The organism is Croceibacter sp., from assembly GCF_002716225.1.
GTDB lineage: Bacteria > Bacteroidota > Bacteroidia > Flavobacteriales > Flavobacteriaceae > Croceibacter > Croceibacter atlanticus.
In genome coordinates this window covers 46,048-61,462 of sequence record NZ_PAZX01000001.1, presented here as the reverse complement: position 1 = coordinate 61,462, position 15,415 = coordinate 46,048, and the positions used below count along the sequence as shown (strand labels likewise).

The following is a 15,415-nucleotide window of genomic DNA, read 5'->3' as shown; positions in this document are numbered from 1 at the left end:
TTTATATATGATTCTTTAAATATCGTTCTGATTATTAATAATGAAAGTGTTTACTTTCTTTTAAATATGGATTACGTTTTGGTACTAACGGTACTTTTGTAAGTGCTGTAAATACAACTAATACAAAAAGACCTCCAAAGAATAGCACTGCACTAATTTCTGGGATACCAATAAACCAAGATCCTCCTACAGTTGCAGGCATTACCATATTAAAGATATCTATGTAGTGTCCCACAAGTATTGCTACACCTGCCATAACTACAAACCAATTAACACGCTTATAATCACTATTCATTAATACCAATATTGGAAAGATGAAGTTTAATACTAACATACCAAAGAATGGTAGGTTATAATCATCTATTCTAGTAATAAAGTAAGTTACTTCTTCAGGAATGTTAGAATACCAGATAAGCATAAATTGAGAGAACCATAAGTAAGTCCAGAATACACTTATACCAAACATGAATTTAGCTAAATCGTGTATATGGCTATTATTTACATATTCTAAATAACCTCTAGACTTAAGGTAAATAGTAACAAGTGCTATTACTGTAATACCAGAAACAAACATACTTGCAAATACATACCATCCAAATAATGTAGAGAACCAGTGTGGATCAAAACTCATTATCCAATCCCAAGACATCATAGATTCCGTTACTATAAAGAATCCCAAGAAGCCTGCCGCTAAACGGAAACTCTTCTTATAATAAGAATTGTTATCAGATTCATCTTGTTTAAGAGAGTACTTACGTAATAAGTTTCTAAATACGTTCCAACCAATAATATAGATTGCTGCACGAATTAAGAAAAAAGGAACATTTAAAAACCCAGTTTTACCTTGAATTAATTCATCATGTGCAACAACTTCTGGATCCATCCAAACAAATAAATGATTTAAATGGAAACCTGATAATAGTAACAATGCAAACATTATTAAACTACCTGGTAATAGATAGGCAGTAATACCTTCCATTACTCTAAATAATACTGGTGACCAACCTGCTTGCGCAGCAAATTGAATAGCATAAAATACTAAAACACCTAAAGGAATCATAAAGAAAAAGAATGCTGCAACATATACGGCAGCCCAAGGCTTATTTTGTAATTGATGAAATACATGCTCAGCGTGAGAAACTTCATGTGAATCTGCTTCATGATTGTCTCCTGTCGCGGTTTCGTTATGTGTTTGCTCAGAAGCATTATGTGTAGTTTCTATGTCATGAGTTGTAGTTTCATGAGAAGCTTCTTCACCGTGGCCACCACCATGGTGTGCTTCGGCTGCCATCATTTCTTTAACTTCTTCTAAAGTAGAAGGAGCGGCTATAAAGCCATAAATGAGACCAATGGCACCAACAATCATAAAGATTATTGCAGTTAACTTAAGTTTGCTTGATAAGGTGTACATACTATATCTGTAAATGCAGTTATGCTATTCTTGTTCCTCGTTTAATTCGTTTTCTGTTTCCATTACAGAAACTTCTGTTGTCATTGATGTTTCATTAGTAGCTGTATTTTCTACTTGAGAATCATCATTTACAGTCTGTCTTTCTGGTTTTCCATCTAATGCATCTTTAAGCTTCATTACATGATGAGCAATTTGCCAACGCTCTTCCTCACTAGTTTGAGCAGCATAAGATCCCATTGTATTAAGACCATAGTACATCACGTGATACACATCACCTTCTGTAATTGCACGGCCTTGATCATTATATGACGGAATACCTAATATTTTTTCACGTTTTGCTAAAGTACCTTTACCATCACCTTTATCACCGTGGCAAATAGCACAGTAAATTGTGTAAAGTTGTTTACCAGAAGATAAATTATCATCTGAATAAGCAATAGGGTTTTTTAAATTAGCCTTAGCATTAGCCTTTCCTTCTGCAGAATCTTCATAATCATAAGGAGCCCAACCTCTTGGTACAGTTCCTTCTGCTGGAAGCTTTGCCTCTTGTTCGTTCTCAAAAACATTATATGCACCATAAGCTTCATAACCTACTGGCTCATACATATTATCCATGTATTGATAGTTTGGTTTTTCTTTATCAAAACAAGAAGTTAATGATATTGAAATTCCTAAAATCAAAACTATATTGAATATACTCTTCATTTGTTTAGTGTTCATCATTTGAAACAATTGAAATTTCTAGAGCTCCAGTATCATAGAAGAACTTAGTCATATCTTCTACATTATGGTTAGCTACATCTATAGCCATTAAAAAATGGTCGTCTGTTGTTCTTACATCTGGATTTTCAGCTTGCTTAAATGGCCATAGTTTACTTCTCATATAAAAAGTTATAACCATAAGGTGAGCTGCAAAAAATACAGTAAGTTCAAACATAATAGGCACAAAAGATGGCATATTCTCAATATAGCTAAAGCTAGGTTTACCACCAATATTTTGAGGCCAATCTTCAATCATTATAAAATTCATCATTAGCACTGCTACCGTAAGACCAACTAGACCATACATAAAAGAAGCAATGGCAATACGAGTAGGCTCAAGACCCATAGCTTTGTCTAGACCGTGTACTGGAAAAGGTGTATAAACCTCTTCTATATGATACTTAGCCTCACGAGTTTGCTTGACAGCTTGCATTAAGATGTCGTCGTCTGTGTAAATTGCGTGTATTACTTTTGAAGACATTACTATTTGTTTTTTAAGGTGTTTGCCTGACCTGCCCAATCATCACGTTCTGCGCGACCTGGGAAAGAATCAATAATACTATCTAATAAATCGTACTCAGTTTTTGTCATACGGCTTACCTGGTCAAATGTATAGATACCTAACTGGTGAAGTTTCTGCTCCATAACTGGACCAACACCACTAATTTTCTTCAAATCATCTGCTTTTTGAGTAGCAGGATCAAATGAACCAATTTTATCAAGTAGATTATCTATTTTATCTTTTTGAGCTTCAGTATCAACAAGTGCGTCTGCATTTACTGTTTCATTATGAGATTCAGTGCTTATATCTGTGTGCTCATTAAACCCAGATGTTGAGTTTACCATTGGCTCTCTTACGACAGGTGTATACAATTTAGCATCATCTCCTTTTTCTGCTCTTATTTTCTTGTAGTTTTCTCCAGACGATTTTAAAATCGTTTTAACTTCTGCCTGAGCTATAACTGGGAAAGTTCTAGAGTATAGTAAGAATAAAACAAAGAAGAAACCTATTGTTCCTATAAATATTCCAATATCTACAAACGTAGGAGAGAACATTGTCCAAGAAGATGGAAGGTAATCTCTATGTAGTGATGTTACAATAATTACAAAGCGCTCAAACCACATACCAATGTTTACAACAATTGAAATTATGAAAGAGAACATAATACTTGTACGTAGTTTTTTAAACCACATAAACTGTGGAGAGAAAACATTACACGTCATCATACTCCAATATGCCCACCAATAAGGTCCAGTTGCTCTGTTTAAGAAAGCATATTGCTCATATTCTACTCCAGAATACCATGCAATAAACAACTCTGTTATATACGCCACACCTACTATAGAACCTGTAATCATAATTACAATGTTCATAAGTTCAATATGTTGTACAGTAATATAATCTTCTAGATTAGATACTTTACGCATTATAATAAGTAACGTATTCACCATTGCGAACCCAGAGAATACAGCACCTGCCACAAAATAAGGAGGGAAGATAGTAGTATGCCATCCTGGAATTACAGATGTAGCAAAGTCAAAAGATACAATTGTGTGAACCGAAAGTACAAGAGGTGTTGCAAGACCTGCAAGAACCAAAGATACTTCTTCAAAACGCTGCCAATCTTTTGCACGACCACTCCATCCGAATGAAAGAATAGAATAAATTCTTTTCTGAAAAGGCTTTACAGCTCTATCACGTATCATTGCAAAATCTGGTAATAAACCTGTCCACCAGAAAACAAGTGATACAGATAAATAAGTAGAGATTGCAAATACATCCCAAAGTAAAGGTGAGTTAAAGTTTACCCATAATGAACCAAATTGGTTTGGAATAGGTAATACCCAGTATGCTAACCATGGTCTACCCATGTGTATAATTGGAAACAAACCTGCTTGTACAACAGAGAAAATTGTCATTGCCTCTGCAGAACGGTTAATGGCCATACGCCATTTTTGACGGAATAATAATAATACTGCAGAAATTAGAGTTCCTGCGTGACCAATACCAACCCACCAAACAAAGTTTGTGATATCCCAAGCCCAACCTACGGTCTTGTTTAATCCCCATGTTCCGATACCAGTTGACACCGTGTAAATTATACAGCCAATTCCCCAAAGAAATGCTACAAGCGCGATAGAGAAAACAATCCACCAAGATTTATTGGCTTTGCCTTCAACTGGCGCCGCTACATCCACAGTCACATCGTGATAGGACTTATCGCCAGTAACAAGAGGTTGTCGTATAGGTGCTTCGTAATGCATAATACTTATCTAAGTTAATTTTGTAATTGGTTTAAGCTTCTTTGGTATTTCTTACCAAGGTTTGATACATCACATTAGGTTTTGTACCAACACTTTCTAATAAATGATACATACGATCATCTTCTTTCAACTCGTTAATCTCACTATCCTTGTCATTAATATCGCCAAAGACTAATGCGCCACTTTCACAAGCTGCAGAACAAGCTGTTTTAAATTCGCCATCCTTAATAGCTCTTCCATCACGTTTAGCATCTAAAATAGTTTTTTGTGTCATTTGAATACACATAGAACATTTTTCCATAACACCACGAGAACGTACAACTACATCAGGATTTAATACCATACGACCTAAGTCATTATTCATATGATAATCAAACTCATCATTTTTATTATACAAGAACCAGTTAAAGCGTCTTACTTTATAAGGACAGTTGTTAGCACAGTATCTCGTACCTACACAACGGTTATAAGCCATATGGTTTTGACCTTGACGACCGTGTGATGTAGCCGCNACAGGNCAAACAGTTTCACAAGGTGCGTGATTACAATGTTGACACATTACAGGCTGAAAAACTACCTGAGGACTTACTGCAGATGGATCTTCCATTTCAGTAAACATATCTGTAACACCGTCACCAAATAATCCAACACCACTATATCCTTCTTCTTCAGCTTTTTCCTCAGTCATGTCAGAAGAATANTAACGATCTATACGCAACCAGTGCATATCACGACTCTTACGAACCTCTTCTTTACCTACTACAGGAACGTTGTTTTCTGAATGACAAGCTATTACACAAGCCCCACAACCAGTACAAGAGTTAAGATCTATAGAAAGATTGAAGTGATGTCCTACTGAACGATCAAATTCATCCCAAAGATCAACTTCTGGAGAAGTTACATCATACTCAATATGATCTTTAGACACTTCTGGCATTTTATTCCAAACGTGCTTATCTTTTGTGTTAAATATCTCTAACGTGGTTTCTTTTAAAATATCACCACGACCCATTAAGGTATTTTGAAGCTGCACACAAGCAAACTCGTGCATACCGCTTTCTTTAGATATACTTATATTTTGTACGGTATTAAAATCCTTATATAAAGGATATGCATTAATACCTGTTTGCATTTCTTTCTGAATACTTTCCTTCTTACCATAACCTAAAGCTAATGCCGCAGAACCTATTGCTTGTCCAGGCTGGATAATTACAGGTACATTATTTAGCTCTACACCATCTGCCTTTATGGTTACATAACTTCCGTTAAGCGCTCCATTTGCAACGTGAGTATTTTTAAGCTCTAATCTATCTGCATCTGCTTTTGAAACTAACAAATANTTATCCCAAGATGCTCTAGTTATTGGATCTGGAAATTCTTGCAACCAAGGATTGTTTGCCTGTTGACCATCTCCTAATGCAGTTGAAGTATAAAGTGTTAACTCTAATCCACTTCCTGAATTAGTAGCAGACTGCGCTAAACGTCTTGCTGCTGTTGAAGCCGAAGTTGACTGAACTGATTCTGTTTCTTCTTGAGAAGCTANAGCTGAATCATCTGCCGATATTNCTGTCGAAGAAACAAAAACACCATCGTGTAATGCGTCGCTCCAAGATGTNGTACCTAGAACAGAACTCCAAGTATCTTTAATGTATTTATAGTATTTAGTAGTATTGCCAGACCACTGCATTAACGTCTCTTGAAATTGACGTGTATCATACAAAGGTTTAATAGTAGGTTGCATTAAACTAAAATGAGTTTTAGTCATTTGCACATCTCCCCAACTCTCTAAATAGTGAGGTGTAGCAGCAACATAGTTACAAAGTTTTGCTGTTTCATCTTCTTTTGAAGAGAACGACACTGCTACATCAACCTTTTNTAATCCTTCTATAAATTCTTTTGCATTTGGTAAGCTATATGCAGGATTTACACCAGCAATAAGCAAGCCGCCAACAGCACCAGAATTCATATCCACTACAAGCTGTTTTACAGCTTTTGCATTACCTTGACGTATCATTTTAGGATTCTTAACATCCATAACAATACTACCAAGNTTTTCATTTATTGCCATTGCAAGAGTATGCGCATCTTCATCTTGAAGACCCGTTAACACAACAGCATTACTACCTGAATTTCTTAATTGAGAGACAGCTTTAACAACTGCATCATCAAATTTCGCATCTAGACCACTAGTTGAACCCCCAACAATATAACCATACATGGCAGCAAGAATTGCTTTTTGTTGAGATGGCGTTGCAGGAATACGCTTATCTGCATTAGCACCAGACAATGACATATTAGCCTCTACCTGAATATGACGAGACATTTTCCCATTCTTAGGAACACGACCTTTAGCATAGCCTTTGTCATTTCCTCCACCTTGCCAATCACCTAAGAAATCTGCTCCAACAGAAACAATAGTTTCAGCTTTAGAGAANTCATAATTAGGNAATGCTCTAGAACCATATTTCCCTTCAAAAGCATTTAAAGCAGCTTCATCTGAAACNGTNTCNTANACAACATGCTTTACATTAGCGTATTTTGAAGAAAATTCTTTTATAATTCTATCTGTAGATGGACTCGCAAATGTTTGTGTTAACAACACAATTTGCTTTCCTCCTAAAGAATTTAATTTATCACCAACTTGCTTATCAAACGCTTCCCAAGAAACCGCTTCACCATTAGCCATTGGTCTTTTTAAACGATTATTATCATAAAGCGATAATACTGATGCGTTAACCCTAGCATTTACAGATCCAACAGCTCCATCTTCTAGGTTTCTGTCTATTTTAATAGGACGCCCTTCGCGAGTCTTAACCAAAACACTAGCAAAATCGAAACCATCTGCTATTGTAGAGGCATAGTAGTTTGCAACACCAGGAACAATACTCTCAGGTTGNACTACATAAGGAATAGAACGAATAACAGGACCCTCACAAGCTGCAAGAGAGGCTGCCGCCGTACTAAAACCAACATATTTTAAGAAATCACGACGTGATGTAGACGAATTCTCCATCGTTTCATCATTCCCTAAGAAATCATCCGTAGGAATCTCTGATGGAAACTCATTTTGACGAAGCGTCTCAACCACTGGATTGGAATCTTCCAACTCCTCAACACTTTTCCAGTATTTCTTGTTTGATGACATATGCATTATTGTTTTTTGGTGATTTGTTTAAAGTACAAATCAGGACTTTATATTATATTAATAGTGGCACTTACCACACTCTAAACCACCCATTTCTGCAGCAGTTACTTGCTCTACACCGTACTTCTTAGCNAGCTCTTCATGAATTTTTTCATAATAAGCATTACCTTCCATCTTAACATTTGTCTCTCTATGACAGTTAATACACCATCCCATAGTTAATGGNGAGTGCTGACTCATAATTTCCATTTCCTCAACAGGACCGTGACATTTCTGACACTCTATTCCAGCAACAGATACGTGCTGTGAGTGATTAAAGTAAGCAAAATCTGGTAAGTTATGGATACGCACCCATTTTACCGGTTTCGTTTCACCAGTATATTTTTGACCATCCCATCCTACAGCATCGTAAAGCTTNTGGATCTCATTGTCATAAAACTCTTTAGAATATTCATCTGTAACCGAAGTAAACTCACTAGAAGCATCAGCTACCTCAGAGATAGACTTATGACAGTTCATACAAACATTTAATGATGGAATACCAGAATGCTTAGAAACTCTAGCAGACGAGTGACAATACTTACACTCTATCTCATTAAGACCTGCGTGAATTCTATGCGAATAATGAATTGGCTGAATTGGCTCGTAACCCTGATCTACACCAACTTGCATAAAATAACCATACACAAAATACCCACTAGCTAACAGTAAGAATACCGCCGTAACTAATACTAGGAATTGATTTTCTATAAATGATTTCCAAATAGGAGTTCTTTTTTCCTTAACCGGCAAGGCAACACCTTGNTCCGNTGCAAATCTTCTTAATGTCTTATTAACTAAGAATAATACAGAGATCAACATTAACAACACAAATGCAAGAATACCCAGCACAAGATTATTCGAAACACCATTACCACCTTCAGAAGATCCACCTCCAGTTGAACCAGGATTAACTGGCGGCTCTGCTTTAGGCTCCTCAACATAAGCAAGGATATTATCGATATCGTTGTTAGAAAGTTGAGGGAAGTTGTTCATTACAGAACCACCCCATTCTTCAAAAATTGCAATAGCCTCTGCATCTCCAGAAGCTCTTAAGTCTGCATTGTTTTTTACCCACTCGTAAATCCAACCACGTTCGTGACGATCTGTCACACCGTTTAGTGCTGGACCTGTTGCGTTTTTATAACGCTTATGACAAGCTGCACACAAAGAGTTGAATAATTCTTTTCCTTTTGCCGGATCTCCAGCGCCTTCTGTAGCGCCAGCATCTTGCACCTGCTCTTCACCAGTTTGAACTGGATCGGCCTGCGCTTGCGCAAATGAATTTGTGGATAATGATACAAAAAACACCAAAGTGAGTAACAGCGTTTTAAGTAGTTGATGGCGGGTTGACACCTGTTTCATATCGTCGTTCAATTATCTTCGAGATTGGTATGATTTTAGCTTTAAGCTATTTAAAATATATAGTTAACGCCCTTTTAAAATCAGGCACAAAAGTAATACTTAAAGACCTTTTAGGAAATGTAACAGCTACGATAATTAATAATTTATAATAAATCTAAATAATAAATTACTCTNAAAATTCGTTCTACCTAGGTTACTTTTGCATCAAATACTTTTCAAAATGAGCAGATTAAATATACAGATTTTATACAAAACATTGTTTTTCATATTGGTTAGTAGCCAAATTAGCNTTGCACAACAAGGNAATATTAANNTTGAACAGGACGCNAAACTTCCTCAANTANTAGAAAAACGTATCGATATGAGTAAAAATAATGAGCTTGGAGANCGNTTCAAGATTCAACTTTACTATGGAAACAATCAAAAAGCNAGTAACACAATTACAAGTTTTAGATCTAAGTTTGGCGAGTGGCCATCAGAAGTTGTTTACGAAACCCCTAACTATAAAGTTTGGGTAGGGAATTTTAGAAATAAACTTGAAGCAGATAGAGCTTTACTTAAAATAAAAGAGCAATTTCCTAGTGCTTTTATCTTTAAACCAGAAAGAGGNTANACTCANATNCNATATCATATTTNAAAGCGGTCTGTATACATATATAGACCGCTTTTTTATNATCCTANTTCATACTNATTTTACTGAACACGCATTATACTTTAAGACTAAAAACTTATATNATAGANAACTGACAATCTGTNAGTTAATTAATAACTAAAGCNTANNANNCAGNCNTAGNNTTATATATATTTCTCTTTTATAAACAANTTAAAATATGAGAAATTTATACTTAAAACTTATGGTAATTGCTCTTATTATTGGAGTAACAAAACAGACCTATTCACAAGATTCAGAAGTTATTTACGAGGCTATAGATAATGGTAGTGGTGTTGCATTAGGAGTAGCAATATCGAGTGCAGATAATGGCATCGGAACATTTTCTGGAGATGGCGTACAGCTAGCAGGTACAGCGCGAATTATTAATCAAATAACTATATCGTGTTTTGTAACTACAGATACTGCATTTATACCTGGCGAGTTTACCGTAAGATTATATACAGATTGTCCTGTAACCGGCTCAAGTGGTTCTGAAGGCATGTGTGGCGCAGATGGCGCTGGTAGCTTAATAGAAGGCTCTGAAGTGACCATAAACCTAACATCTGCTCCAACTGCAGCAAACCCTATTGTTATAGACATGCCTAATGTTGACATTTCATCTGAAACTGATGATACAATATGGGTTATGTTTAACTCTCAACGCGACAACATAAATGGCGTATTAAATGGTATAGCTATGACAGGTTCTGATGCGTTAACAGAAATTAATGCATTTTCTTCCTGCAGTACAGCAAGTACAAGTTCTTGCGCGAGACGCATTATAGGCGCAGCTTCAAACAATTTTGTTGTATCTATAAGCGCAACTGAAATACTTAATACAGGAACAGAAAAATTAAGTAATGCTGTTACACTATTTCCTAACCCAATATATAATGAAGCTACAGTTTCTTTTGAAGATACTATTTCACCAAAAATGGTGAATGTATATGACGTAACTGGTAAACAAGTATTNCANAANTANACNTANAACCTTNAAAANAATTTNAANNTAGANNTNACANNTTTAANAANTGGTATTTATTTTATGANTTTNGAAGCTGANGAAGGNACNATNACNAAACGNATNNTAAAGCNCTAACCATAACCNATATCTTAAATGCAAAAACGCCTCAAATTACTTTGAGGCGTTTTTNTTATATNNNTANATNANNNTATATTATTTAAGCTTCTTCTTNACTGCTACTTCTTGATAAGCTTCTACAATATCACCTTCTTTAATATCATTGTAGTTTTTAACCTGAAGACCACAGTCATATCCTTTAGATACTTCCTTAACATCATCCTTGAAACGTTTTAGAGAATCTAATTCTCCAGTAAAGACAACAACACCATCTCTAATTAATCTAATACCAGAGTTTCTGTAAATCTTACCAGTAGTTACCATACAACCTGCAATAGTACCAACTTTAGATATCTTGAATGTTTCACGGATTTCTGCNGTACCTGTAATCTCTTCTTTCATTACTGGAGACAACATTCCTTCCATCGCATCTTTAAGATCATTTATAGCGTCATAAATAATTGANTACGTACGGATGTCTATTTCTTCCTGATCTGCTACTTGTCTTGCATTTCCTGCAGGACGAACATTAAATCCTATTATAATAGCATCTGAAGCACTTGCTAATAACACATCACTTTCTGTGATGGCTCCAACACCTTTATGCAAAATGTTAACTTGAATTTCTTCTGTAGAAAGCTTCTGGAAAGAATCAGTTAATGCTTCAACAGAACCATCAACATCACCTTTAAGAATTATATTAAGTTCTTTAAAGTCTCCTAAAGCAATACGACGACCTATTTCATCTAAGGTAATATGTCTTTGTGTTCTAACACTTTGCTCTCTTTGTAATTGTGTTCTCTTAGAAGCAATATCCTTAGCTTCACGCTCATCTTCCATCACAACAAACTTATCACCTGCCTGAGGTGCTCCATCTAAACCAAGTATGGAAACTGGCGTAGAAGGTCCTGCCTCTTTAACAATATGACCACGTTCATCTTGCATTGCTTTTACTTTACCAGAATTNGTTCCGGCTAGTACATAGTCTCCAATCTTAAGTGTTCCTGTTTGAACAAGTATGGTAGACACATATCCTCTACCTTTATCTAAGAATGCNTCAACAACAGTACCTTGTGCTAATCTCGTTGGATTTGCTTGAAGTTCTAATATCTCTGCTTCTAGTAATACTTTTTCTAATAGCTCTTTTACACCTGTACCTTTTTTAGCTGAAATATCATGAGATTGTATTTTTCCACCCCAATCTTCAACTAATAAATTCATACTTGCTAACTTCTCTTTAATCTTTTCTGGATTAGAAGTTGGTAAATCTACCTTGTTTATAGCAAATATAATTGGCACACCTGCCGCTTGTGCGTGTGAAATAGCTTCTTTTGTTTGAGGCATCACATCATCATCTGCAGCAATTACAATAATTGCAATATCTGTAACTTGCGCTCCACGTGCACGCATTGCCGTAAAGGCCTCGTGACCTGGCGTATCTAAGAAAGAAATTTTCTGACCNCTTTCTAACTCAACCGCATAGGCTCCAATGTGCTGTGTAATACCACCACTTTCACCTGCAATTACGTTCTCTTCACGAATGTAATCCAGCAACGATGTTTTACCGTGATCTACGTGCCCCATTACCGTTACAATTGGTGCTCTGTGAACTAAATCTTCTGGTGCATCTACAAATTCTTCTATAGATTCTTCTTCCTCTGCACTTACAAAATCAACTTCATAACCAAACTCGTCTGCAACAATACTTAATGTTTCAGCATCTAGNCTCTGGTTCATTGTAACCATCATTCCTAACGTCATACACGCAGAAATAACTTTTGTTACAGGAACATCCATCATTATCGCAACTTCNCTAACTGTAACAAANTCTGTTACCTTTAATGTTTTGTTTTCTATTTCTTGCTGTGCTAAATCTTCTTCAGATTTAGTACGGTGTTGGTCTCTTTTATCTCTTCTGTACTTAGCACCTTTACCTTTGTTTGACTTACCTTGAAGTTTTTCAAGAGTCTCACGTACTTGCTTTTGTACTTCTGCCTCTGTAGGTTCTTCTTTAACGATTTGACGTTTACCGCCACCTCTTCTGTTATTACCACCTTTATTGGCACCACCTCTAGAAGATGGNCTTGTATCTTTACTTATACGACGACGACGCTTTTTAGGCGAGTTATCTGAGGTTTTCTTATCGTCCTTCTTTTTAGCAGGTTTTTTAAATTGAGAAAGATCTATCTTCTCACCTGTAAAATTAGGACCATCTAACTTTTTATAGTTAGTAGTTACTCTATTATCGTCTTTAGANGCCTCTGGAGCATCTTTAGTTTCTTCTTTTGCNGNTTCCTGCTTAGGAGCTTCTTCCTTTTTTGGAGCTTCTTTAGCTACTACTTTAGGAGTTTCCTTTNTAGGTTCTTCTTTTTTCGGNTCAACTTTTTTNGGCGCTTCCTTTTTAGCCACTGGCTTTTTAGGAGNGTCTAAATCTATCTTACCTACTTGCTTAGTTCCAGAAAGTTTAGCGCCAGCTCTTACAACCTCAACTTCTTTCTTTGGTTCAGGCTTAGCTTCTTCTTTAGGCGTTTCTTTAACAGGTTCTTTAACAGGCTCTGGAGTTTCCTCTTTTGCCTCTGGCTTTTTGTTTAAGTCTATCTTACCTACTTGNTTAGGACCATCTAAACTTGCTTTACCACGAACAACTTCTGCCTTTCTCTCCTTTTCCTCTTGCTCTTTCTCTCTNTCTAACCTAAGGCGTTCTTTCTCCTTACGTTTTTCCTCGCCTACTTCTTTTGATTCGCGCTTTTTGCTCTTGTCTGTTTGGAACTCGTCAAAAAGGACATCGTAGACTTCTCCAGAAATCTTGGTTGTTGGGCGCGCGTCTATCTCGTGACCGTGTTCTTTTAAAAATTCCACAGCACGGTCTAGAGAAATATTAAATTCTCGCAACACCTTGTTTAATCGCATTGTTCTTGCTTCAGCCATAAATTGCCTCTAAGTTATCCCTTTTATTTGTTTTTTTGAAAAGTATGGATTAATTACTGATCAAATTCTTCTCTTAATATTTGGACGACTTCACGAATGGTTTCTTCTTCCAAATCTGTACGTCGTACCAAGTCATCTAAATCCTGCTCTAAAATTGCTTTTGCTGTATCTAAACCAATTTTCGAAAATTCGGCTATGATCCAAGCATCAATTTCATCTGAGAATTCTTTTAACTCTACATCTTCTTCTACACCTTCTCTAAACACATCTATTTCATAACCAGTTAATTGACTNGCNAATCTAATGTTGTGNCCTCCACGACCAATGGCTTTTGAAACCTCTTCTGGCTTCAACATAACCTCGGCACGCATGGTTTCTGAATTAAGCTTTACAGATGTAACTCTTGCAGGGCTTAGCGCTCTGTTTATAAGTAATTGGTCGTTACTTGTGTAGTTTATTACATCTATATTTTCATTTCCTAATTCACGAACTATGCCATGAATACGTGATCCTTTTACACCAACGCAAGCTCCAACAGGATCTATACGATCGTCATAAGAATCTACAGCTACTTTTGCTTTTTCTCCAGGAATACGCACAACTTTCTTAACTTGAATTAAGCCATCAAAAACTTCTGGTATTTCCTGTTCGAACAATTTCTCCAAAAATAAAGGAGATGTTCTAGAAAAAATAATTGCAGGTTTATTTCCTTTTAATTCTACGCTTTCTATTACACCGCGTACACTTTCTCCTTTTCTGAAAAAATCTGAAGGTATTTGGCGGTCTTTAGGCATGATAAGCTCATTGCCTTCATCATCTAATAAAATTACTACACGATGACGTATGTGATGTACTTCTGCCGAGTACATCTCTCCAATTAATTCTTTAAATTGGTTGTAAATATTTGTGTTATCGTGCTCGTGAATTTTAGCAATCAAGTTTTGACGTAATGCCAAAATAGCACGTCTTCCTAAATCGATAAGCTTAACTTCTTCAGACACATCTTCTCCTACTTCAAAATCAGGTTCTATCTTTCTAGCCTGAGTTAATGAAATTTCAGAGTTATCATCTTCCACCATACCGTCTTCAACCACTACACGGTTTCTCCATATCTCTAAATCGCCTTTATCTGGGTTAATGATAATATCAAAATTATCATCTTCACCAAACTTACGCTTTAAAGCACTTCTAAAGACTTCTTCAAGTATAGCCATGAGTGTTACTCTGTCTATAAGCTTGTCGTCCTTAAACTCAGAAAACGATTCTATTAATGCAATATTCTCCATTTGTTTGCTTAGAATTTAATCATAACTTTTGCTTCTACAATTTTTTCATAAGGAATTACCGCTTCTTTCTCTACAGTATGTTTTCCTTTTCCTACCGGCTTAGGCTCCCTAGCCTTCCACTTTAAGGCTATCTCATTATCATCCGCAGATACAAGTTCTGCTTCAATTTTTTCTGTTTCAGTTTTCACACTTAGGACTCTGCCAATATTTTTAACATATTGCCTAGGCAATGTTAACGGAGCGGTTGCTCCTATTGATCCTACCTCTAGTGAAAAATCTTCTTCTTCTCTATCTAAATTATGCTCAATTGCACGACTTACAGTAATACAATCTTCTACAGTTACGCCATTATCTCCATCTATTAAGATGCCAATACTATTATCATTAGTAATGTTGTAATCTATTAAAAACAGTGACGGATTGTCGTCTAAAACTGCCTGCAATAACTTATCTACCTTTTCCTTCAACATTTTTGGTTATA

At 36.0% G+C, this 15,415-nt stretch carries 10 protein-coding genes and 1 pseudogene; 2 read left to right on the top strand and 9 right to left on the bottom strand.

Features of this window, described 5'->3' with window-relative positions:
* Positions 1-34: 34 nt before the first annotated feature.
* The 6 genes from CL818_RS00195 to CL818_RS00170 all read right to left on the bottom strand — a co-directional run bounded on the left by CL818_RS00195 (position 35) and on the right by CL818_RS00170 (position 8,987).
* A complete protein-coding gene (locus CL818_RS00195; RefSeq protein WP_286971060.1) occupies positions 35-1,411 on the bottom strand; it encodes an HAD family hydrolase in 1,377 nt (458 codons plus the stop codon).
* Between the two features lie 24 nt (positions 1,412-1,435).
* Positions 1,436-2,116 carry a c-type cytochrome gene (locus CL818_RS00190; protein WP_148232831.1) on the bottom strand — a complete coding sequence of 227 codons (681 nt, stop codon included), beginning with the start codon at positions 2,114-2,116 and terminating at the stop codon, positions 1,436-1,438.
* Between the two features lie 4 nt (positions 2,117-2,120).
* Positions 2,121-2,654: a DUF3341 domain-containing protein gene (locus tag CL818_RS00185; RefSeq protein WP_013186027.1), complete on the bottom strand. Its 534-nt coding sequence runs from the start codon at positions 2,652-2,654 to the stop codon at positions 2,121-2,123.
* A 2-nt stretch (positions 2,655-2,656) separates the two neighbouring features.
* Positions 2,657-4,438, bottom strand: coding sequence for a helix-hairpin-helix domain-containing protein (locus CL818_RS00180; RefSeq protein ID WP_219359927.1), 1,782 nt, complete (start codon positions 4,436-4,438; stop codon positions 2,657-2,659).
* Positions 4,439-4,469: 31 nt separating this feature from the next.
* Positions 4,470-7,583, bottom strand: a complete 3,114-nt coding sequence (locus CL818_RS00175; protein WP_286971054.1) for a TAT-variant-translocated molybdopterin oxidoreductase — start codon at positions 7,581-7,583, stop codon at positions 4,470-4,472.
* 57 nt (positions 7,584-7,640) lie between these two features.
* Entirely contained in the window at positions 7,641-8,987 is a 1,347-nt protein-coding gene (locus CL818_RS00170) for a c-type cytochrome (RefSeq protein WP_286971052.1), read from the bottom strand.
* Positions 8,988-9,207: 220 nt separating this feature from the next.
* Here CL818_RS00170 and CL818_RS00165 point away from each other — a divergent pair, with 220 nt between their 5' ends.
* On the top strand, positions 9,208-9,687 hold the full coding sequence (locus CL818_RS00165) for an SPOR domain-containing protein (RefSeq protein WP_353743969.1): 480 nt from the start codon (positions 9,208-9,210) through the stop codon (positions 9,685-9,687).
* Positions 9,688-9,817: 130 nt separating this feature from the next.
* Positions 9,818-10,738, top strand: a pseudogene (locus CL818_RS00160) (T9SS type A sorting domain-containing protein).
* 78 nt (positions 10,739-10,816) lie between these two features.
* Here the strand turns inward: CL818_RS00160 and infB are convergent.
* The 3 genes from infB to rimP form a co-directional block, all read right to left on the bottom strand.
* Positions 10,817-13,648, bottom strand: a complete 2,832-nt coding sequence (infB, locus tag CL818_RS00155) for a translation initiation factor IF-2 (protein ID WP_286971048.1) — start codon at positions 13,646-13,648, stop codon at positions 10,817-10,819.
* A gap of 53 nt (positions 13,649-13,701) precedes the next feature.
* Positions 13,702-14,934, bottom strand: coding sequence for a transcription termination factor NusA (nusA, locus tag CL818_RS00150; protein WP_286971046.1), 1,233 nt, complete (start codon positions 14,932-14,934; stop codon positions 13,702-13,704).
* Between the two features lie 8 nt (positions 14,935-14,942).
* Positions 14,943-15,404 carry a ribosome assembly cofactor RimP gene (gene rimP / locus CL818_RS00145; RefSeq protein WP_272973229.1) on the bottom strand — a complete coding sequence of 154 codons (462 nt, stop codon included), beginning with the start codon at positions 15,402-15,404 and terminating at the stop codon, positions 14,943-14,945.
* Between the last annotated feature and the right edge of the window lie 11 nt (positions 15,405-15,415).